Source organism: Streptomyces sp. NPDC042336 (genome assembly GCF_055581985.1).
This window is the reverse complement of the sequence record NZ_JBVJEA010000022.1, coordinates 39,666-60,686: the sequence shown is the minus strand read 5'-3', so window position 1 is coordinate 60,686 and position 21,021 is coordinate 39,666. Positions and strand designations below refer to the sequence as shown.

Annotated in this window: 20 protein-coding genes and 1 pseudogene; 11 read left to right on the top strand and 10 right to left on the bottom strand. The window is 69.1% G+C overall.

The features are described from left to right. Positions 1–20: 20 nt before the first annotated feature. Positions 21–443: a hypothetical protein gene (locus ACZ6IM_RS33170; protein ID WP_402678250.1), complete on the bottom strand. Its 423-nt coding sequence runs from the start codon at positions 441–443 to the stop codon at positions 21–23. Between the two features lie 1,598 nt (positions 444–2,041). Further along, complete coding sequence (locus tag ACZ6IM_RS33165; protein WP_469561731.1) at positions 2,042–3,247, bottom strand: alpha/beta hydrolase family protein; 1,206 nt, start codon at positions 3,245–3,247, stop codon at positions 2,042–2,044. 111 nt (positions 3,248–3,358) lie between these two features. On the opposite strand from ACZ6IM_RS33165, the gene ACZ6IM_RS33160 reads away from it, so the two are divergent. Next, positions 3,359–3,955 carry a TetR/AcrR family transcriptional regulator gene (locus ACZ6IM_RS33160; protein ID WP_311584972.1) on the top strand — a complete coding sequence of 199 codons (597 nt, stop codon included), beginning with the start codon at positions 3,359–3,361 and terminating at the stop codon, positions 3,953–3,955. Between the two features lie 135 nt (positions 3,956–4,090). Here the strand turns inward: ACZ6IM_RS33160 and ACZ6IM_RS33155 are convergent, their stop codons facing one another. The 3 genes from ACZ6IM_RS33155 to ACZ6IM_RS33145 form a co-directional block, all read right to left on the bottom strand. Then, positions 4,091–4,705 (bottom strand): TetR/AcrR family transcriptional regulator, encoded by a 615-nt coding sequence (locus ACZ6IM_RS33155; RefSeq protein ID WP_469561728.1) that lies wholly within the window; start codon positions 4,703–4,705, stop codon positions 4,091–4,093. Then, a complete protein-coding gene (locus ACZ6IM_RS33150; protein ID WP_469561725.1) occupies positions 4,705–5,553 on the bottom strand; it encodes an oxidoreductase in 849 nt (282 codons plus the stop codon). Before ACZ6IM_RS33150 ends, ACZ6IM_RS33155 begins: the two co-directional genes overlap by 1 nt. 405 nt (positions 5,554–5,958) lie before the next feature. After that, positions 5,959–6,525, bottom strand: coding sequence for a TetR family transcriptional regulator (locus tag ACZ6IM_RS33145; protein WP_402678245.1), 567 nt, complete (start codon positions 6,523–6,525; stop codon positions 5,959–5,961). 106 nt (positions 6,526–6,631) lie between these two features. Between ACZ6IM_RS33145 and ACZ6IM_RS33140 the strand changes: the two genes are divergently transcribed. After that, positions 6,632–7,576, top strand: a complete 945-nt coding sequence (locus tag ACZ6IM_RS33140; RefSeq protein WP_469561722.1) for an NADP-dependent oxidoreductase — start codon at positions 6,632–6,634, stop codon at positions 7,574–7,576. Between the two features lie 3 nt (positions 7,577–7,579). Here ACZ6IM_RS33140 and ACZ6IM_RS33135 read toward each other — a convergent pair whose 3' ends face one another. Both ACZ6IM_RS33135 and ACZ6IM_RS33130 read right to left on the bottom strand, forming a co-directional pair. Beyond that, positions 7,580–8,275: a hypothetical protein gene (locus tag ACZ6IM_RS33135; protein ID WP_469561720.1), complete on the bottom strand. Its 696-nt coding sequence runs from the start codon at positions 8,273–8,275 to the stop codon at positions 7,580–7,582. A gap of 95 nt (positions 8,276–8,370) precedes the next feature. Continuing rightward, positions 8,371–8,574 (bottom strand): hypothetical protein, encoded by a 204-nt coding sequence (locus ACZ6IM_RS33130; RefSeq protein WP_469561717.1) that lies wholly within the window; start codon positions 8,572–8,574, stop codon positions 8,371–8,373. A 336-nt stretch (positions 8,575–8,910) separates the two neighbouring features. On the opposite strand from ACZ6IM_RS33130, the gene ACZ6IM_RS33125 reads away from it, so the two are divergent. From ACZ6IM_RS33125 to ACZ6IM_RS33105, 5 genes are all read left to right on the top strand, one after another. Then, positions 8,911–9,606: a TetR/AcrR family transcriptional regulator gene (locus ACZ6IM_RS33125; RefSeq protein WP_469561714.1), complete on the top strand. Its 696-nt coding sequence runs from the start codon at positions 8,911–8,913 to the stop codon at positions 9,604–9,606. Between the two features lie 228 nt (positions 9,607–9,834). Further along, entirely contained in the window at positions 9,835–10,977 is a 1,143-nt protein-coding gene (locus ACZ6IM_RS33120) for an FAD-dependent oxidoreductase (protein ID WP_402678241.1), read from the top strand. 73 nt (positions 10,978–11,050) lie between these two features. Next, positions 11,051–11,803: an alpha/beta fold hydrolase gene (locus ACZ6IM_RS33115; protein ID WP_469561711.1), complete on the top strand. Its 753-nt coding sequence runs from the start codon at positions 11,051–11,053 to the stop codon at positions 11,801–11,803. A gap of 1,424 nt (positions 11,804–13,227) precedes the next feature. Continuing rightward, positions 13,228–13,899: a hypothetical protein gene (locus ACZ6IM_RS33110; protein ID WP_469561709.1), complete on the top strand. Its 672-nt coding sequence runs from the start codon at positions 13,228–13,230 to the stop codon at positions 13,897–13,899. A gap of 6 nt (positions 13,900–13,905) precedes the next feature. Beyond that, positions 13,906–15,039, top strand: a complete 1,134-nt coding sequence (locus ACZ6IM_RS33105) for a hypothetical protein (RefSeq protein WP_469561707.1) — start codon at positions 13,906–13,908, stop codon at positions 15,037–15,039. 177 nt (positions 15,040–15,216) lie between these two features. Here the strand turns inward: ACZ6IM_RS33105 and ACZ6IM_RS33100 are convergent. Then, positions 15,217–15,540, bottom strand: a pseudogene (locus tag ACZ6IM_RS33100) (transposase); the annotation flags it as partial. 413 nt (positions 15,541–15,953) lie between these two features. Continuing rightward, positions 15,954–16,487 carry an EF-hand domain-containing protein gene (locus ACZ6IM_RS33095; RefSeq protein WP_402678237.1) on the bottom strand — a complete coding sequence of 178 codons (534 nt, stop codon included), beginning with the start codon at positions 16,485–16,487 and terminating at the stop codon, positions 15,954–15,956. 330 nt (positions 16,488–16,817) lie between these two features. Here ACZ6IM_RS33095 and ACZ6IM_RS33090 point away from each other — a divergent pair, with 330 nt between their 5' ends. From ACZ6IM_RS33090 to ACZ6IM_RS33075, 4 genes are all read left to right on the top strand, one after another. Next, on the top strand, positions 16,818–17,573 hold the full coding sequence (locus tag ACZ6IM_RS33090) for a (5-formylfuran-3-yl)methyl phosphate synthase (protein ID WP_402678236.1): 756 nt from the start codon (positions 16,818–16,820) through the stop codon (positions 17,571–17,573). A gap of 14 nt (positions 17,574–17,587) precedes the next feature. Then, complete coding sequence (locus tag ACZ6IM_RS33085) at positions 17,588–18,691, top strand: NAD(P)-dependent alcohol dehydrogenase (protein ID WP_402678298.1); 1,104 nt, start codon at positions 17,588–17,590, stop codon at positions 18,689–18,691. Beyond that, positions 18,688–19,608 (top strand): class I SAM-dependent methyltransferase, encoded by a 921-nt coding sequence (locus ACZ6IM_RS33080; protein ID WP_469561702.1) that lies wholly within the window; start codon positions 18,688–18,690, stop codon positions 19,606–19,608. Before ACZ6IM_RS33085 ends, ACZ6IM_RS33080 begins: the two co-directional genes overlap by 4 nt. Before the next feature lie 337 nt (positions 19,609–19,945). Continuing rightward, complete coding sequence (locus ACZ6IM_RS33075; RefSeq protein ID WP_402678234.1) at positions 19,946–20,317, top strand: transposase; 372 nt, start codon at positions 19,946–19,948, stop codon at positions 20,315–20,317. A gap of 80 nt (positions 20,318–20,397) precedes the next feature. Here the strand turns inward: ACZ6IM_RS33075 and ACZ6IM_RS33070 are convergent, their stop codons facing one another. Next, the gene (locus ACZ6IM_RS33070; RefSeq protein WP_469561699.1) at positions 20,398–20,964 is read right to left on the bottom strand and encodes an IS5 family transposase; all 567 of its coding nucleotides are present in this window, start codon (positions 20,962–20,964) and stop codon (positions 20,398–20,400) included. Positions 20,965–21,021 lie beyond the last annotated feature (57 nt).

Below are 21,021 nucleotides of genomic sequence, written 5' to 3'. Positions count from 1 at the left end.
GTGCTCGCCGACGGCCGGCGTCAGCGCGCGGCCCGCAAGTACCGCCGCCGCAGTGCGGGCGAGCACAACGGTAGGCCGGTGTAGCACAGCATCCCCGTGTCGTCGTAGCGGCCGAGCAGCAGCGTGCGGGGCAAGGCCGCAGATCCGGTGACGGCGCCGACGACGGCCTCGGTGGCGGCGCGGACCTTGTAGTTGCCCCACGCCCTGATCCCCGCGCGGTACGGCTCCGACAGCCTCTTGAAACACAGGCCTTCCAGACCTGCGGCTGTCCAGGTGAGCCAGTCCCGCGCGGTGGCCGCGGTAGTGGTCGACGGACACAGCGTGAGAGGCACGAGCAGGGGCGCGTCTACGAACAGCGCCTCCAGCGCTCTGCGAGCGCCGCGACAGTGGGCCAGACACTGCTGCAGCCACTCGAACGCCAGCCGCGCGCCCTCCCACACCACCAGCTCTCCCTCTATGCGGGCTGCCGGCCCTGTCTCGTGGCGGGGGACGCCTTCCTGCGGGCAGATTCGGCGGTGGGTGGTTCCGGAGTCGGTCGAGATGCCGTGCTCGCGTGCCCAAACGCGTTGTTCGCAGGGCATGGCGCGAGAGGACGACGCGTACGGAGGGTCGTCATTTGAGTGTTTCGCCAATGCTGGTCTGGCGGTTGCGAAATGATCCGCGATGCGGCGGCTCGTCGGCGGGGATGAGGCGGAAGTGAGTGAAGCGGGGAGGCGTGGCAGTGCGTGATGAGCTTCTGGGGGGCCGTTACCGGTTGGTGCGGCAGCTCGGCGAGGGCCGGCCGTTGGCTGGTCGCGGCAGCCGGCGGCCTGACGGCCCTGCAGAGTGCAAGCGCCGTCGTGCAGTATCAGGTAGTGGGAGGGCCGCCGGCCGTCGCAGCGATGATCTACGTGGTCTTTCCGCTGACGGCCGCATCGGCAACGGCCGCCGCGGTCATGGCCGTACGTCCGGCCACGGGCCGTTGGTGCAACCTGTCACCGGGACCGGGAACAGAGCTGGGCACGGGGCCGCACCTCTCTCCTCTGCAGCCCCGCGCCAGAGCCACGACTGCTGCGTCGCGCACCAGATGGTTCCGTCTGCGGACCCGTCGACTTCCGCCCCCCGCTGCAACCACAACCGCAGCCCCTGCGTTCGGGACGCGGCCGTTCGCTCCTTCTGAACCGGCAAGCGTTCGGCAGGCGGCACAAGGCCGGTGAGCCCCCGTCACCGGTGCGGTAGCACCGGGCAGGCGCGACGGAACGGTTGGCACAACACGGGCCCTCTGCCTCAAGGCTGGCAGTCGAGGCGGGGCAGCGGCTCCGTCACCAGCGCGGGTCTCGCGCCTCAGTGTCCTTGACTGGAACGTCGGGTCCGGGAGTGCCGAGGGTGCCGCAGGGGAACCGCATCGTCGGCGCCCAGGGCGACCGGTGAGGGGAAACGGCCCGCAACGGCCAGCCTTGCGGGCACCGGCTTCTGCGCGATAGGGCGGTCGGGAGTGCGACAGAGCCGCTCGGCGCGGCCAGAACGTGGCATTCGGGAACAGTGACGGGCAGGCCTCGCAGACCTCTTCGTCGCTCCAGACGTGTCGCATGACCGGGTCCGTGGCGCAGCATCAGCAGGACGGCGTCGACGCAGCACACCTCGGCGTCGGGGTGGCCGCCGCAGCGCTGGGAGCCACACTGGCACCGGGCGATGGGGCGGACGGTGGCCCCCTTCGCGTGAGCGGCGGTGCGCCGGGCAGTGAAGGCCCGCAGCGCCGTGAGTCTTCGGAGCGGGGGCATCCGGCATGCCCCAATGCTGCAGGTGACACCGCCGACGCCCCTTGCCCCTGATTCTTTTGGCCGCCATAGCGAACGAAGCGCCCGGCGAGTGTCGTGCCGTGATCGGGCCAGTGACTGCCGCCACGGGACAAGACGTCGATTCCTCAGGGCCTGTGACGTGTTGTGGGCCCGTGGCGTGTTGTGCAGGACGAGCCTTGCTGAGCAGACGGTGTCCGAGGAGCCGGGGAGCAGCCTCGTCAACCACCGCCGGCTCGCCAAGTGAAACGACGGGCCAAGGTCCTTCAGACGTGGGCCCGGAGGGTCTCGTCGAGCCAGTCGTACATGTGCTGGTGGAGGGTGGAGCGGCCGCCGTAGCTGCAGTGTTCACCGGCTCCGTCCATCTCGGGGAGGGTGATCAGGGTGCTTTGGCTTTTGAGGGCTTGGTGCATGCGGAGTGGTTCGCCGTTGAAGGCGAAGTCGTTGTCCGGGTCGAAGATGAGGGCCTGGGTGGTGATCTGCTGAGCGACACCCTCAAGGGTGTAGGAGCGGGAGAGGCGCACGTAATCGGGCATGGAGTCGGCGCCGAAGGTCCAGACGCCGTTGCGCAGAGCCCAGCGCAGGGATGTGCTGTGTGTCAGAGCCAGCGGCAGGACCTGCTCCACTTCTTCGTCACGGCCGTCCAGGGCCCATTGCAGCAGCCACGACGGGACCAGCCGGGTGGTGGCGTCGTAGTAGCTGTAGATGCCGCCGTCCAGTACAAGGGCCGCAGCACGGTGCTCGAAGGCGGCGGCACGGGCTGTCAAGTGGCCGCCGAAGCTGTATCCGTGCAGCGTGATGCGGTCGGGCTCGATCTCCGGTCGGGTGAGGGCGTAGTCGACGACAGGGGTGAGGACAGCTTCCCAGTCGGGGCGGAAGAACAGGCGCTGCTCGCGCAGGGCGGCGCCCTGCCCGGGGCCGTCGTAGGCGAGGCAGTTGTAGCCGCGGCGCAGGGCCGCCGCTGCGACGGCGAAGTACGACTCTTCCAGGATCGAGTCGAATCCGCTGGTGAAGATGACGGTTGGACGCGGGGTCCCGGAGTCGTCGACCAGGAAGAGGTAGCCGGGCAGGGTCGTGTTCTCGTAAGGGATCGAGACCGGCTCGACCGGGGTGTCCAGGTGGGCGGCGGCCGTGGCGAACGTGCTGCGTGCCAGGCGCGAGAGTTCCTTGGCCCGGTCATCGTCGAAGGGGTTGTCGCGGAGGTAGAACTCAGCGGTGCGGTAGTAGTTCGAGGCCCTCAAGAGGGCTTCGCGAGCGCTCACTCGGTGGCCGGCGGCGAGCGCCTTCTCGCCCAGAGACTGGACCCGGGCGGCGGTGGCGCGCCACTGCTCGTACCAGGCGTCCTCATCACCGTCGGGTATGGCACGCGTAGTAACGATGATTTCGCCGAGATCGGCGCCGCCATAGGGGGCGAAGCAGGCGGTGCGCAGGGTCTCGAAAGCGAAGGACTCGTCGTCGAAGAGAAACTCCATGGCTGCCCTCATCCATTACCGAGACGGAACGGTTCCGTCTCGTTCTTGGTGAGACCGTACGCCCCCCACCACCCGAGACGCAACCGTTCCGTCTTGGGTATGCTTTCGGCCATGAGCCGATCAGCCCCAGCCCGCCCTCCGGGCGGCCCGGTCCTGCAGGACACTGTCACCGACGCACTCCGTACCGCCTTCTTCGAGGAGCTCGCCGAAGTCGGCTACGGGAAAATGTCATTGGAAGCCGTCGCCCGCCGCGCCGGCACCGGCAAGGCGGCCATCTACCGGCGCTGGTCGTCCAAGGAGGCCATGACCGTCGACCTCCTCGTCCAGGTCTCGGTGACCGCCGCCGACACCCCCGACACCGGCAGCCTGCGCGGCGACGTACTGGCTTACCTCACCAAGACCGAACAGGCACTGCGTCATCCGCTGGTGTCCCGCATCCTGCCCGACCTGCTCGCCGCTCGTGCATACCACCCGGGCATCGCCGCCACGTTGGGCGAACGCATCGGCGAAGAGCGCCGCGAGAAGGTCGGTACGATCCTGCGCCGGGCCGTCGAACGCGGCGAGCTGCCCGCCGACACCGACCTGGACCTCGGCCTCGACTTCCTGGCGGGCCCGCTGTACTGGGCCACCGCAGTCCGGCAGGCCCCCACCGAACCGGGCCTCCTCGACCGTATGACCGACAAGGTCATTGCCGCCCTCGCTGCATAGCCGCACGATTCCCATCAGCGGAATCGCTGCCCGGTTCAGATCTGTGGCCACTTGACCGGGACCGGTGTCCACTTCACGGGGTGAGGGCCGACCGGGAATGAACGGTCGACCCTCACCGTGTCCATGGCAGATGCGTCAGGCGATCAGGCCGGCGCTGGTCAGCCAGATGTGTTCGCAGGTCGCCGACGCCTCCTGAAGCTTCTCGCGGGATTCCTGCGAGGCGTGGTAGAAGGTCCGCTCGATCATCCAGCACAGGGCGCGCGCCATCGCCGGGGCCTGGTCCGGAGCGGCGCCGGCCTGGACGCCGGCGCGCTCCAGGACGGCAGTGATGGCCGCGATGAACAGGTCGGCCGTGTGCTTCCACAGCTCGCCGATCTCCGGCACGGTCAACGACAGGTCGATGGCCGTGCGCATCACCGGGCCGTGCTCGTTCCACAGCTCGACCGTGCGTTCCAGGGCCGCTGCGATGGCCTGGCGCGGCTCCTCGGTCCGCGCGGTGGCTTCGGACCGTTTCCACAGGTGCTCGACAGTTCGGGCCACGAGCGCCGTGACCACTTCCTGCTTGGAGCCGAAGTAGAAGTACAGAGCACCCCGGGTGATGCCCGCGCCCTGGGCGATGTCTCCGACGGTCATGGCGTCGTAGCCCTGTTGCACCAGCAGAGCCTCGCAGGCGTCGAGGATGGCCCGCTCCCGAACGTCGCCCTTGCGTTCGGTGGTACGACGGCTCCGCCCGGGCTGGTCACCGGCCATCAAAGCTGAGCACCCTCGGCAAAGTCGGTCGTACGCGAGAGCGTCTCCCACGCACGGATGTCGTCGTCCACTGCCGTGCGCGCGGTGGTGACCAGTCGCAGCGCGTCCGAGCCCAGGAGGAGGTGGGCCGGCGGCTTCTCGACCGACGCGATGTGCACGACCGCTTCCCCTGCCTTGGCCGGATTGCCCAGCTGGTTCCCGCTGGCCTTCTGCCGCGCCTCGCGGATGGGGGTGAACAACTCGTCGTAGTCGTCGATGGACTGCGCGGCGCGTGTCATGGACCGTCCGGCCCAGTCAGTGCGGAAGGAGCCGGGCTCGATCGCCGTCACGTGGACCCCGAACTGCGCGACCTCCTTGCCCAGCGCCTCCAACATGCCCTCCAGGGCGAACTTGCTGCCGCAGTAGGCGGACATGCCGGGCACCGCCATCAGCCCGCCCATGGAGGTGACGGCCATCAGGTGTCCCCGGCGGCGCCGGCGCATGTGGGGCAGCGCCGCCCGCAGAGTGGCCGCCGCCCCGAACACGTTGACCTCGAACTGCCGCCGCACCTCGGCCAGCGGGGTTTCCTCGAAGGTCCCCTCCAAGCCGTACCCGGCATTGGCGATGACGACATCCAGCGGGCCGACACTGCTCTCGACCCCGGCGACCACGCCGGATACGGCGTCATCGTCCCTCACGTCCAGGATGCGGCCGTGAGCGCGCCCTGGCCTGAGCTCTTCGAACGACCGCAAGTCCTTCTCGGAACGGACGGTACCGACGACGGTGTGCCCGACTGCCAGGGCGGCCTGGGCGAAAGCGCGCCCCAGGCCCGTGCTGACGCCGGTGATGAGCCAATTCTGCTTCGCCACTGTTCCGCCTCCAGGGAGGTACCGAGGGAGCCAGTCTCCCTCTTCAGCAAAAGTCTACACGGTGTCGATTTTTATAGTCGCGACGTCGATTCTGGTAGTACCTGCAGAAGCGGCCCCTGGCGGCGAGCCTGGCCCACGAACGGGCGTCGACCACCCGACAGAATTTCGACCTGGACGAGGCCGGGGGCGCGCACCATCGTGGAGCCCACCGAGACGGCCCAGCCGGGGCGCTCGCGGGCTCCGCCTGGCCGTGAGTGCGGTGAAGACCCTCCTCCACGCGCCATCGATGGCACCCGCGGCCGAGCGAAACCGCCCAGCCGCATCGGCCACGAGCCTTGTTGACAGATGACGGGAAGGGCTGGGTGGGCTGTTCGACGTCGACAGGTGGGCGGACCGGTATGTGGTTCAGCGATCGGCGGCCAGGGTCCGCAGCCGGTCCAAGGTCTCGCGGATGACGTATTGCAAGTCTTGATCGTCAGCGGCGGTGACCCATCGCGAGAAGGCGACGCGGAACACGGCGATGCTGGTCTCGGCGGCCAGGGCGGCCTCGATGTCGCCGACGCCTCGCCGGCGCAACCTGTCGGCCAGGGCGGCCGACAGGGACGTGAGCTTGATCAGCTCTCGTTCGCGGAGATCTGCGTTGGCCATGATCACGGCCTGTCGCTTCCGGGCGAGCTCCCGGTCACCGCCCACCATCCGGGCCACGCTGTCGAGTACGGCCGCGACAGAAACCAGCGCCGACGCCGTGGTCGGCACCCCCTCGAGAGCAGCCAGCGACTTCTCTTCCAGCACGGAGGAGGCGTCGAAGAGGACCTCGCGCTTGTCGGCGAAATACCGGAAGAACGTGCGGGCAGTGACGCCCGCCCGCTCGGCTATGTCCGCCACCGTCGTCTGCTCGAAGCCGCGCTCCAGATAGAGCGACAGCGCTGCCTCGCGCAGCCGGTCACCTGCCCCAGGCTTCCACCGTCCCATGCCGAGAGTGTAGGTGACGTCATCTCGTGACACCCCGCTCTACTTGCCGTGATGTCACTCGATGACATCATGATGGTAGAGTCATGTCGCTCGATGACATCACTTAGTGGAGGCCCTGATGAAACGCATTCAGTACCACCAGTACGGCGGACCCGAAGTCATGCGCCTGGAAGATTTCGAGCCCGCCCGTCCTGGCTCCGGCGAGGTCCTGGTACGCGTGCGGGCAGCCGCGGCCAATCCGATGGACTGGGGTATCCGCAGCGGCGCCATGAAGATGGTTACGGGGCGGAAGTTCCCGCGCGCACTGGGCTACGACTTCGCGGGCATCGTCGAGGCGGTCGGCAAGGACGTCACCCGGCTCGCCGTCGGCGACGAAGTGCTGGGCGGGGCGTCCATCAAGGCATCGGGGGCTTTCGCCGAGATGGTCCTCGCCGAGGAGCGGGGCGTCGTGAAGAAGCCCGCGCACCTCTCCTTCGAGGAGGCCGCCGCCACCCCGACCGTTGGCCTCACCGCACTCCAGGCCGTGGTCAAGAAGGGAAAGCTGCAGCGCGGCCAATCGGTCTTCGTCAACGGCTGCCTCGGTGGAGTCGGCCGAGCCGGCGCCCAGATCGCGCTGGCGCACGGCGCCTCGGTGGGAGGCAGCTGCCGAGCCACCGCCACGCACGACGCGCGCGACCTCGGCCTCGACCCTATTGTCGAGTTCGGCTTCGACCCGACGGGGCTCAGCGGGCGATTCGACCTCGTCCTCGACACCGCGGACACGCTGCCGACTGATGCCGCCAAGAAGATGCTGAAGCCGGGCGGGCGCATCGTCAGCATCCACCCCACACCCGCGAACATGGCGAAGAGCGCACTGCCCGGCCCGTACAACGTCTTGATCACCAGGCCCGTCACAGCGGATCTCGAGGAGGTCGCACGCGCCGCCGGACGCGGCACCCTGCGGGTGCCGATCGCTCGCACGGTGCCGCTCATCGATGCCATCGAGGCGCTGACCGAGCTTGAGCGCGAGGGCACACCCAAGGGCGGCAAGCTCGTCATCACGACCGGCTGACCCTCACATCCGCCCGACCCTCGCCTCTCGATCAGAGGAACTCTTCGAATGACTGCACAGATACGGTTGCTCGGCGGCACCGGGCGCAGCGCCCGTACCATCGCAGCGCAGCCGGCCCGGCTCGGCCTGACAGCCGTCCTCGTCGGCCGGGACGCGAATCGCCTGCACGCCACAGCACAGCAGACCGGCAGCGAGTCCCTGCCGGCCCCGTCCCTTACGGCCGCTGCCGCGGAGATCCGGCAGCGACACCCCGCCGTGGTCATCAACACGGTTGGCCCGTTCACCACGACGGCCCCGGGGGTCGTCGACGCCTGTCGCGCCGTCGGCAGCCACTACACCGACCTGGCGAACCATGTCGCGGCGCTCCGCCGCGTACGAGACGCACGACGCGGCCGTCCAGGCGGGGCATACGGTGATCACGGGTGCCGGGTTCGGCGTGACCGCCACCGAGAGCGTCGTGGTGAAGCTCTGCGAGGGACGGCCCGCTCCCCTGCGGGTCCGGGTCGACATGGCGCCCTCGATCGCGATGGAGGAAGGCACCGCTGGTGAAGCCTTGATCGGCACCCTCTTGGCAGTCTCCAAGGCCGTCGGATCACCGATGGCCACCTGGCACCCGCCCAGATCTTCAGCGACGCGGAGCGCCTCACACTGCCGGACGGCTCGCAGGTCACCACCGCGAGCATGCACCACCGCGAGCATGCCCGTCGGGCGAGCTGCTTGCGGCCCACCGAGCGAGGCGACGCCCGCCGGGGGCTCCGCTGTCCTCCGCGGGTGCGGGCGGGCTGCTGTGGTGTCTAGAGGTCCTGGACGGCACGGAGGGCGGCGTCCACACGGGTCATGACCGCGGCATCGACCGGGCCGAGGAGCTTGGCACCGTCGAACCGGTCGACGCGCAGCTGTGCGATGTTGACTGCTACGGCGGTGCACGGGAGCGGGTCGCCGATGACGACGGACATGGCGGTGCCGGGGTAGCGGCCGCTGTCGTGCAGGACGATCACGAGGACGGCACCGTAGGCCTCTTCGAGGCCGGTCAGGCTGATGATCAGGACGGTGCGGCCGTCGGGGAGCGACTAGACCTCGCCTCCGTTCACAGGGCGTCGCCCTCGCCCGCCAGGTCGTCGCCGAGACCGATCGTGGCGAGCTGCTTCACGGCATCGAGCGTGGCGGCTCGGCCGGCGGCGCGCACGACATACGCGTTCACGCTCAGGCCAAGCCGCTGGGCGACGGCGCGGTGAAGGCGCAGCGCAGCGCCGTCCCGCGGTGGCGAGGAGGGGCGACGACAGAGGGCTGTCGGGGCAGTCCCACTCAGCGAACATGTTCGTTACGATCGGCTTGTGACTGTGGAAAGAGAGCCGATCAGCCGCCGGGACCGTCCGGCCAAGCCCGCCTTGTCCCGGCGTTGGATTGTGGATACCGCCGTGCGGATCATGCGGGCGGAGGGCTTGGGGAAGGTCACGATGCGTCGCCTGGCGCAGGAGCTGGACACCGGCCCCGCGTCGCTGTACGTATACGTCGCCAACACCGCCGAGTTGCACGCGGCCGTTCTGGATTCCCTGCTCGGCGAGGTCGACCTGACCGGGCGGGACTGCGGTGGGGGCTGGCGCGAGCAGCTCCGAGCCGCCATGGCGTCGTACACCCGGGTGCTGTTCGAGCACCCGCAGCTCGCGCGGGCCGCGCTCGTCGCCCGCCCGAGCGGTGAGAACTACCTGCGCCTGGTGGAGCGCATCCTTGATCTCCTCTCGCAAAGCGGCGCCGACCGCGAGCAGGTCGCCTGGGGGGTGGACAAGCTGCTCCAGGATGCAACAGCCACGGCTGCCGAGCACTCCGCCCGTGAGCACGACCCCGCCTCTGAGGACGACTGGAACGCCACCGTGCGTGCCCTGCACGCCGTGGACCCCGCCACACATCCGGCGATCACCGCGCACATGCCCGCCCTGATCGGCGGCTCAGTGCCGGACAGGATCCGCTGGAGTTTCGACGTCCTCGTCAACGGCATCACGCACACACCCGTCCCGGGCGCAGGGAGCTGAACCCGGCGCGAGGGGCGCGCCTGACGCCTGACGCCTGACGCCGGCAGAAGACAGAGAAGTCCTCCTCGCCGGCTGCCGCTACCTTGCAACGAACTTGTTCTTAACGAACATGTTCGTTACGGTGGCAGTGGCCGAGGTACTCCTTGCCGCCCCGGCAAGGAGCCTTGCGGCGTCGGCGGCGATGACCCGACGCACCGAGGTATTCCCTTACTGTCTCCGGAGGCTGCCTTGAGCACCAGTCATGTCCCGATAGCGATCATCGGCGCGGGGCTGGGCGGCCTGACCGCCTCCCGCGTCCTGCACGTCAATGGCATCGAGTCGGCGATCTTCGAGTTGGAGGCGTCGGCGGCGGCCCGTACGCAGGGCGGGATGCTCGACATCCACGAGATCAACGGGCAGAAGGCCCTGCACGTCGCTGGCCTCCACGACGACTTCCTCAAGATCGTCCACGAGGGTGGTCAGGCCATGCGCCTGCTCGGCCCCGACGGCACAGTGCACGTGGCCGAGGAGGACGACGACACCGGCGGCCGGCCGGAGGTGGACCGCGGCGACCTGCGCGACCTGCTGCTGGGCTCCCTGCCCGACGGCACGATCCACTGGGGCCGTAAGGTCACCGGGGCCCGGGCGCTGGGCGACGGGCGACATGAGGTGACGTTCGCCGACGGCTCGGCCATTACCACCGATCTCCTGATCGGTGCGGACGGCGCCTGGTCCCGGGTCAGGCCGCTGGTCTCCAGCACCTGGCCTACATACACCGGCATCTCCTTCGTCGAGACCGACCTGTTCGACGCCGACATCCGCCACCCGCGCAGCGCCGCGGTCATCGGCAGCGGGTTCTTCATCACCCTGGGACACGAGCGCGGTGTCCTCGCCCACCGGGAGACCGACGGCAGCCTCCACGTCTACACCGCACTCAAGGCCGACGAAGGCTGGCTGGACACGGTTGACTTCACCGACCAGGCCGCCGCCAAAGCCGCGGTCCTCGCCCACTTCGAGGACTGGGACGAGGGCCTGCGCGCCCTGGTCGCGGACGCGGACACGATCACCCCGCGCCGTATCCACGCCCTGCCCGTCGGGCACCGCTGGGACCGCGTCCCGGGCGTGACCCTGCTCGGCGACGCCGCCCACGTGATGTCTCCCTTCGCCGGGGAGGGCGCCAACCTCGCCATGCTCGACGGTGCCGAACTCGCCCTGGCCATCGCCTCCCACCCCGGTGACACCGAGGCCGCCCTGGCCGCATACGAGGAGGCCCTCTTCCCGCGCAGCGAGAAGTCAGCCGCCGAGTCCGCCGCCAACCTGGACACGATGTTCGGCGAGCGGGGCCTGGAGCAGATGGTCGCCTTCTTCACGTCCGGCCCGGCAGCCCAGTGAGGCCCGCCCCGACGGCCACCGTTCCCTCAGCCACCGGCCCCCTCAGCCCTCTCCCCGCATCCAGGAGCACCTCATGACCGCACCCCTGCAGCGCACCGTTCCGATACGGCCCGGCCTCGACCTCGAAGTGCGCGAGGCCGGAACCAGCGGCAGCCCGGTCCTCGTCCTGCACGGCGGCCCTGGCCCCTCCAGTATCACGCCCCTGATCGACCACCTCGCACCGGATCACAGGGTGGTCGCGCCGACCCATCCGGGCTGGGCGGGCACCGTACGGCCCGAAGACCTGGACTGCGTGCCCGCCCTCGCCGCTGCCTACCTGGATCTGCTCGGCAACCTCTCGCTGACCGACGTGACGGTGATCGGCACGTCCTTCGGCGGCTGGGTCGCCACCCAGAGCGTCCTGGAGGACCGCGAAGGCCGGATCTCCCGGCTCGTCCTCATGGACGCCATCGGCCCCGTCATACCCGGCCAGCAAATCACCGTGCCCCCCGAGCCACCGGCTCCGGCGGCCGGAGGACCGGCGCCGCAGGGCAGACCCTCCGCGCAGTCGATGGCCGCTCTGCGCGTCTTCGCCGGGCCGGCCATGGGAGATGCTGGCATGCTCCCCCGCCTTTCCACCGTCACCTGCCCGGTCCTGGTGATCTGGGGCGCCGACGACACAGTCGTCACCCCCGACTTCGGCCGCGCCTACGCCGCGGCGTTCTCCCACACGCGGTTCGAACTCATCCCCGGCGCAGGACACCTGCCCATCCGCGAGCAGCCCGATGCTGTCTTCGCCCATCTCGACTCCTTCCTCGCCCCCCGACCCCCGGCCACCAGCCGCTGAACCCTGCCCTCTGGTTCCCCGTCCGCGGTCGGGACAGCGTCCGCACACGCAGCACCTCGCCCAGCCGGTGTGTCTCGCTCCCGTGGTAGCGCAAGCACGGCGCGTCCCCGGCCCAGCTCGAACCCGCACCAGCGCCGCCCGCACTGCGCGAGGAGACGCGAGAGCGCGGGTCTGGAATCAGAATTTCCGGCGCTGTCCCTGACGGCCGGCGACGCCGAACGCCCTGGACTGCTGGGCTACGTCAAGAGACTGCGGTTCATCCGGATCGATGCGTTCGACACCGACGCCGCGGTCACCGCCACCGAACTGCTGCGCTTCGCACTCCTGGGCCGCCGTCCACGCCATCCACGCCGCCCGCCCCTCCGCCACTCATCCCGCCGGGCGGTACCTGCTCACTTCAACGCCGAAGGCGTACGGGGGAACCGGCGTCGAAACGGCGGTAAAGGTGCGGCACGTGAGTCCCCCAGAGCTGATCGAAGTTCTCAAGGCATCATCCGGCTACGTGTAGGCGTCGTGAAGGGCCTGCCGCCGACCTGTGACTGGTCAGCGGGATCCCAAAGTGGTGGGGTGATGGCCGTACCATCGCACCACCAGCAGCAGCCTCGTCGGGCAGGGAGTACAGCTCTGCCCGAAACTCCTTCGGCTCCCCACCCCCCAGACGAAGCAGTCCGTGCCGCGCCAGCCGCCCCGCGGGACGCAGGGCTGCATCGTCGGCCTCTACGCCCTGGCGCCGAGCGTCTACCCGGCACCGCTGCGGGCGACAGGTACGGGAGCAACGATCAGGGTCGGCCGCGTAGGTGCCATCATCGCACCCACCACGGCGGGCCGGCTGCTGAACGCGGGCTGGACACCGCTGGGCTTGTCACCGGACACGTCTTTGACGCGGGTCACAACCACGCGGAGAAAGTACCCGACGAGATGGCCGACGTGGGTCCTGCCGTTCCTGGCGGCCCTACCACTGACCGACGTCCGACCGCCGCCGCAGAAGCCCCTCCCCCGGCCTGCCTCCACCCGTGCGGGGACAGACGGCGAAGCGGATCGATTGCTCCTGTCCGAAACCGTGCGCGCCGGTGTCCGCCGCGCCGCGGAGGGTGGTGCAGCACCCTTCGGGGTTCTCCGACGTCCCAGTCAGGCCGTCGACACAGCGGCACAGTCGGAACTGCTGTCCGCGCGCTGCTACGCGACTGCAGCGCCCTGTCAACGATGAGGCAGGCGGTCACGCCGGCGTGTACCGGGCGCTTCATGACCGTAGCCCAGGAGAGGTTAGTGGCGATGCCTGAGTCAAACGCCGGGCCGGCAGGGCGACGGGCAAACACCTGAATGCTCCGGTGACGGGTGAGCACGTGATCAGCAGTCGCCTGGCATGAACGAGTTTGCGCGATTGGGCAGACTGAACAGTCGATAGGACAGTACGGTCGTGCCCCATGGAAGCAGAAGAAGCTGGGCGTGCAGTTCGAACCGTCCATGAGGCTGCTGGCCACGCGTTAGAGCAGCTCAAAGATATCGACGTCTCGAGAGAGGAAGCGGATGCCAAGTTGGCCTTGCTCGGCGGCGTGATAGACGAATTCAACGCCAGCATGCGGAGCGTTCTGCCCGTTTGGGCCGAGATGACCTCCGGTGGTTTCAGTTCTTCGTACCCAGGAGACCCCTCACACCTATGGGTTGCTCTCGGCGCGTTCCTCGCACTAAACGAAGACCGCTCCGGGACGCTCGCTGACAAACGCTTCCGGATCTGGGATCTTATGGGCTGTCTCAAGAAGGAACTCGCCGTCGCGCTTGCCGAACTCGATCCGCCCTTCCCGCAGCCTGACGCCAGCGCCCGTGAGAGTGCCGGTTCGTCGGGGTTGATCGGCTCGCGCCCCCCTGGTCCGGCGTTCCATGAATATGTACCGGAGGGCCAGAGGCACCGATGGCGTAAATTGAGAGACAGTGGACGAGATTACGCCGAGGCTGTCGCCGAGGAGCAGCGTGAGGTCCCAGCGCCGCCAGGATTGAATTCGGCACACTCGGTTCCCGGGAACATCTCCGGCCCTTACGACGATCTGCGCGAACCGTGGTATCGCCGTCTAGTGCGCCGCAACCGAGGCCAGCGGTAGTCAGCGGTGACCGGGCTGATTCAGAGCGCCCTCGGCGGTGGGCGTGCGTTGCTGGTCGGCTGGATCCTGCCCAGCCTGATCAACGTACTGGTGTTCGGGTTCGTGGTGGTGCCGAACCTGAGCAGGTTCGCAGCGCTCGGAGCTGAGACGGGCCGGGCTGCGATCTTCGGACTGGTTGCCACTGCGGTCCTCGGCCTGGTCCTGGCTGCGTTGCAGACGCCGCTGTACCGCGTTCTCGAGGGTTATCTCGGTTGGCCCCAACGGTTGGCCGCGGCGCGACGTCGGCATCATCTGGCCCGCAAGCACCTTCTGCGCAACCGCGTGGACGCCGTGACCTTGGCCGGGCAGGAACGTGCTGGCTGTCTGGCCGTTGCCGACCAGCCCGTGCTCGCTGCCTTCCGCGCCCACCCGATCATCAGCCGCCACCTCGCCACGGACGTCAACAAGGGCGAGGTCTGGTTCGCACTGCTCAACGAGCGGCTGCACCGTTACCCGTTGGATGATCGGCAGGTCGCCCCGACGCAACTCGGGAACGCCATTCGGCGTTTCGAGGAGTACGGTTACGACCGCTTCCGGCTCGACTCACAGGTGCTCTGGCACGAACTGAACGCTGCCGCCCCGGATTCGGCACGCCAGCAGACCGATGACGCCCGCATGAGCGTCGACTTCTTCATCAGCTTGCTCTACGGGCACCTGATCGTCGTCGCGGCCGCCATAGTGGACCTCGCCGTCGGCAGCGCGTCGCATCCTTGGCTGGTCGCAGTGATGATCGCGGGCCTGCTGCCGCTGACGATGCTCTGGTATCGCCTGGCGGTCGTGGCCACCGACGAGTGGGCGGGCGCAGTCCGGGCCATGGTCAACCTCGCGCGACACCCGCTTGCCGCAGCGCTCGGACTCACCCTTCCCCAACGGCTCGAGGACGAACGCGCCATGTGGCGCCTCGCGAGCAGTCTTGTCGACACCGGCTTCCGTCCTGGGCTGTCCGCCCTGGACGCCTACCGAACTGCCCCCTCGGAACCGAGCGCGGCACCCACCCCGCCCCAGACCCAGTCCACGCTACCGGCGGCGCGTTCATCTCCAGCGGCGCCACCAGCCGCTGCCGACACACCACCCAGCGGCGGCGAGCCCGCAGGGCCGTGATATCGCCTTCGTCGTCTGGCGAGGTCCGATCGCATGCCGGTGTCATGGGGTGCTGGTCGTGGCCTGAAGTACGCCGAAGGCGTTTCCCCCTGGAGCGTCAGTAACCGCGCGGCCTCGCGAACGCCGCTCGGCGGTCCGTATGAACAACCGGCACCCGGCGGATCAGCCGGGCGATCTGTGCTGATGGGCCCGGCAGATGGTGGAGTCCACCGAGACCGTCCACTCCACGTCGTCATCCGCGTCGGCGGTGGCCGGGGCTGCGGCCAGGATCCGTGCCCAGGTGCCGTCGACGGCCCGCCTGATGAGACGTTTGTAGGCCGTCCGGAAGGAGCCGAGCTCCTCCGGCAGGTCCCGCCAGGGCGGACAGGTGCGGTACTTCCACGCAATGGCCTCAAGGGTGGGGCGGTGATCGGCCCATCGCCGACCGCGGACCGGATCGGCCGGCATCAGCGGCTCGATCCGGCCCCACATCGCATCAGTGATCACTAACCGGATGGACACATCCGATCAACTGACCAGCCCACCAAAGAGACACGCTCTAGTCGCGCCTGTCTCCCGCCCGCACGCAACCCCGGGCGCACTCGGAGGGGCACGCACCCTCACGCGGACGGACGAGCGCGTGCGATCCCGAATCAGGCACCCGGGAACGTCATGTCCATACGGACCGCGACCGCTGGCGCGCTCTGGTCAGCGCACGAGAGGACCGTCTCCATGCCGGGCCTTGAAGCAGCGCGGGTCAGGCGTGGTGCAGCGGAGTGATGTCCGAAGCCGAGTGCCGCTCGGGCTGTTCTGTCATCGCCCTCAGAGGGCGGTGCGGTGTGCCCGAGGACAGGTATCTCGGCGGGACGTGTCGTCTGCCGTGTCAGACGTCCTCGGGGGCTCGGGGTACGGCACGCAGCGGGCCACGGGCCGGGTCAGGCTGTCGGGGCGGCTGCCAGCAGGTCCGCGGGGACACCACCCTTGTCCGGCGCGTAGTAGTTCTTGATCTCGGCCTCCCAGACGTCCACCCGGATCCGGTCGGCGGCGTCGGGGCCGAACGCGTTGAAGAGGGCTTCGATGTTGGGCAGGTCGAAGCCGACTCCCCTCATCATTCCGATGAACACCGGGCGCGTGACGGTCCCGCTGCCGTCCACGTCGCCGAAGCGCGCGAAGCCCGCCGCGAACGCGTCCACGGCGCCGCTGAAGCGTTCCGGTGACAGGACGCACTCCTGGAACTCGTCGTAGGTGATCCGGCCGTCGCGGTTGGTGTCGAGTTCCTTGGCCAGCGTCTCCCAGTAGCGCTGGAAGCCGGCGCGCATCGCCTTGGTGCTGGCCTCGTCGGCGTCGGGCACCGCCGCGGCCACCCGGTCGCTCATGAGCGTGAAGTCGTCGGCTTCCAGGACCCCGTTGCCGTCGGCGTCGAACAGGGTGAAGACCAGTTTCACGCGTGTGACTGCTTCGGTGCGCATGTGTGTGCCTCTCTTGAGTCCGGGAGACGGCCGTGTGTGCCAGCCGGGCAGCAACTATGCGGGCCTGCGGACCCGGTGTCCCGGGAAGACTGGCTGGTCAGCATAAAGAGTGAAGATGGCGCGACGTCGGCATGAACGGGACGCGGAGCCGGTTGAACCGGCGCGCACGGCGCATTGGTCCGGGGTGTAGCACCTCCCTCGGTTCTCGCGCGCCCTACCGGTGGTCGCGGGCGGCCGCTGATGATGAGCGGACCGCAAAAGACGCAAGCGCGTTCGCACACTCCCGCCTGCTCCCCCAGGCGCTGAGGGGTGTGCGGGAAGGAGCACACGTTGTTACTTCTGATCTCCCCGGACAGCGTCGAGGAAGCCCTCGAGTGTGCGAAGGCGGCGCAGCATCTCGACATCGTCGACGTGAAGAGACCCGCCGAGGGCTCGCTCGGCGCCAACTTCCCGTGGGTCATCAAGGACATCCGGGGAGTGGTCCCCTCGGACAAACCGGTGTCCGCCACCGTCGGAGACGTGCCGTACAAGCCGGGCACCGTGGCGCAGGCGGCCCTTGGCGCGGTGGTCTCGGGCGCCACGTACATCAAGGTCGGGCTCTACGGGTGCACGACGCCCGCGCAAGGTGTCGAGGTCATGCAAGGGGTCGTCAGGGCGGTGAAGGACCACCGGCCGGACGCCTTCGTCGTCGCCTCGGGCTACGCCGACGCCCATCGCATCGGCTGTGTCAACCCGCTCGCGCTCCCCGACATCGCTCTGCGCTCGGGCGCCGACGCGGCCATGCTCGACACCGCGATCAAGGACGGGACACGGCTGTTCGACCATGCACCGGTGGAGGTCTGCGCGGAGTTCGTGCGGCGGGCCCATGAAGCCGGACTCCTCGCCGCTCTCGCGGGCAGCGTGAAGGCCGCCGACCTCGGTGAGCTGACCCGCATCGGCACGGACATCGTGGGTGTGCGGGGAGCGGTCTGCGAGGGCGGTGACCGCAACGCCGGCAGGATCCGGCCGCAGTTGGTCGCCGCCTTTCGCGCGGAGATGGACCGGCACGCCCGGGAGCACGCGGCCCCCGCCGTCACCGCGGGCTGACCGCTGACATGGCGATGAAGTTCGACGCGGCGGTTCTGCGTTCCCCCGAAGACCGCTTCACGGTCGAGGAAGTGCTGCTGCACACCGGACCGGCCGACGACGAAGTACTGGTGCGGATCGCGGGCTGTGGGATGTGCAGGACCGATCTCGCCGTCCGGCGACCGGGCGGCCGCTCACCGCTGCCGGCGGTGCTCGGCCACGAGGGTGCCGGGACCGTGGTGGAGTCGGGCGGGCCGCACACCGGCCTGACCACCGGCGACCACGTCGTCCTGAGCTTCGACTCCTGCGGCCACTGCCCGAACTGCCGGGGCGCCGCCCCCGCGTACTGCGACTCGTTCGCCGAGCTCAACCTGTTCGGCGGGCGCAAGCAGAACGCCGCCAGGTTCACCGACGCGGCGGGGGAAAGCCTGGCCCCGCGCTGGTTCGGCCAGTCCTCGTTCGCCGAGTACGCGCTGGTACCGGCCCGCAACGCCGTACGGGTCGACCCCTCCCTTCCTATCGAACTGCTAGGACCGCTTGGCTGCGGATTCCTCACCGGCGCCGGGGCAGTCCTCAACTCCTTCGGCGCGGCGCCGCACGAGACCGTGGCCGTCTTCGGCGCGGGTGCGGTGGGCCTGGCCGCGATCATGGCCGCCACGGCGGCCGGAGCGGTGACCGTGGCGGTCGACCACTACCCCGAACGGCTGGCCCTCGCCGAGCGCTACGGCGCGATACCTCTGCCCGTCACGACATCCGACCTGTCCGCCCGCATCCGCCGACTGACCGACGGCGGCGCGCACTACGCCCTGGACACCACGGCAGTCCCCTCACTGATCAACGACGCGCTGCGGTCCCTGCGACCGACCGGCCACCTCGGCCTGATCGCACGGCTGCACACCACCTTGCCGATCGAGCCGGGAGCGCTGGACCGCGGCAGGCGCATCTCACACATCTGCGAGGGGGACGCGGTGCCGGGCCTACTGATCCCGCGGCTGATCGCCCTGTGGCAGGCAGGCCGGTTCCCGTTCGATGAGCTGATCCGTACGTACCCGCTCGCAGCCATCAACGAAGCCGAACGCGACTGCGAAACGGGTCGTGTCGTCAAACCCGTCGTGGTCCCGCGGGAGCGGAGCCGATGAGCACATCCGTCAACGGAGGAAGCGTGGTCGGAACAACGAAGCACGATGCCGGCGTCGCGAGCGGGGTGGGGAGGACCGCGCTCCTGGTCGCCGCCGCGCGAGCCATCGAAACACATCGCGACGACAGTCTCGCCCAGGATGTCTTCGCGGAACACTTCGTGCTCGCCGCGCCGGCCTCACGCGGCTGGCCGACCCGCTCGTGCCAGGTACCGGACGGGGACGCGAACCCTCTGTGGGGACGCTTCGCCCGCTACTTCGGCCTGCGGACGAGGGTCCTCGACGACTTCCTCCTCCAGTCGGCGCACACGACCGACGCCCGTCAGGTCGTCCTGCTCGGGGCAGGGCTGGACACACGTGCCTTCCGGCTCGACTGGCCCGCCGGCAGCGTCTTCTTCGAGATCGACAGGGAGGAGGTGCTGGCCTTCAAGCACAAGGTGCTCGACGGCCTGTCGGCCACACCGAAGGCGGCGCGCATCCCGGTCCCGGTGGACCTCCGCGCCGACTGGGTCGCGGCGCTCGCCGCCTCCGGCTTCAACCCGGACGCACCGAGCGTCTGGCTCGCGGAGGGGCTGCTGTTCTACCTCCCCGCCGTCGCCGAGTCAGCCCTCATCGCACAGGTGGACCGGTTGAGCGCGCGGGGCAGCGCCCTGGCTTACGAGGTGAAGCTCGAGCCTGACCTGATGACCTACCGCGACAGCCCCCTCTACACCGCGACGACCCAGCAGACCGGCATCGACCTGCTCGGCCTGTTCGCGAAGGAACCGCGCCCCGACTCCGCCGGCGCGCTGGCGGGCAACGGCTGGTCCACATCGATCCACACGCCCTTCGAATTCACCCACCGCCACGGACGCGGCCCGCTCCCCGAGGAGAACGACGCCTTGGCGGGCAATCGGTGGGTGTTCGCGAACAGACCCTGAGCTTGTTCCTTAACCTCTTGCTGGTCTGGCCAGTCTCCGACGAAGACCGGGTAGCTGCCGGGAGTCGTGGCACAGTCCTGCAGGTAGTGGCTAGGTCGCGGACCGCATTGGCTTGGACGTCGTCAGTACAGCGGTCCAGGAGGTCTGGGATCTCGCGAAGTGCGGCTTCGGCCCCTTGCTCGGACGTAGAGGCGGCCTTCGTCTGACCATGTGCTCCGACCAAGGTGCACGTGACCACGACGAAGGCCGTGAGGGTGAGCCTGCTACCTGAAGCTGTTCCAGAGGAGCGTTCGCGAAAGCGTCACGCTTTCGGGACGAGTTGTACGCGTGTCTGACCATGCGGAGCGATGAACTGTTCGTCCTGGCGGACGCGGTGTTGTGTGCTCCGGGTGCGGTGCACTCGGCAGTGGAGCTGACGTTGGCGCCCGAGCACCGGCGTGGGCATGGCGCGATGTACGACGGCCTCAACGAGGGACGGATCAAAACCGACCGGCTGCGGCAGGTGCTGGCTGGCCCGCCACTGCCCCGGTTCCCGGACGGGCGCCTGGTGCTAGCGGTGGACGTCTCGCCATGGCTGCGGTCGGACTCGCCGTGCTCGCCGGACAGGTTGTTCTGGCACGTCTACGCCCATGCGAAGACCGCCTCCCAGTGCATTCCGGCTGGCCGTACTCGTTCGTCACCGACGCCGGATACGCCGTCACCCGTTTAGAGGCCCTGACAAAGGCGTTGGACGTGGCGGTGGGTGATCAGGCAGGTGGCGAGGCCGAGGAACGCTTCATGGATGTCGTCTTAGCGGAAGATACCCAGGCCGGTGCCGTGTGGCTCGCCCCGCCTGGCGATCACGGGCCGGATGCCGATCGGCCAGAGCAGACGGCGGTTGATGTCGTGGTCGTAGCCGCGGTCCGCCAGCAGAGCGTCCGGCCGCCGACGGGGCCTGCCGGATCGGCCCGTGACGGGTGGGATCCTGTTGAGTAGGGGCAGCAGCTGGGTGACGTCGTTGCGGTTGCCGCCGGTCAGCGATACCGCGAGCGGGATGCCCTGGCCGTCTAGGACGAGGTGGTGCTTGCCGCCCGGCCGTGCGCGGTCGACCGGGCTCGGCCCGCTTTTGGGCCCCGCCGGGCAGCCCGCACGTGCGAGGAGTCGATCACCGCTCGTTCCCAGTCCAGCTGGTTCTTCGACCGTAACTCGTTCAGCAGCAGCTGGTGGAGCTGGTCCCAGACCGGCCTCGTTCCAGGCCGCAAGGCGCCGCCAGCAGGTCATGCCCGAGCCGAAGCCGAGCTCCTGGGGCAGGTACTCCCACTGGATGCCGGTGTGCAGGACGAAGAGAATCCCGCTCAGCGCCTGGCGGTCCGGCACGCGGTCTGCCCTCGGCCTTCTTCGTACCCGGCTTCGGCAACAACGGCTCGACCAGCG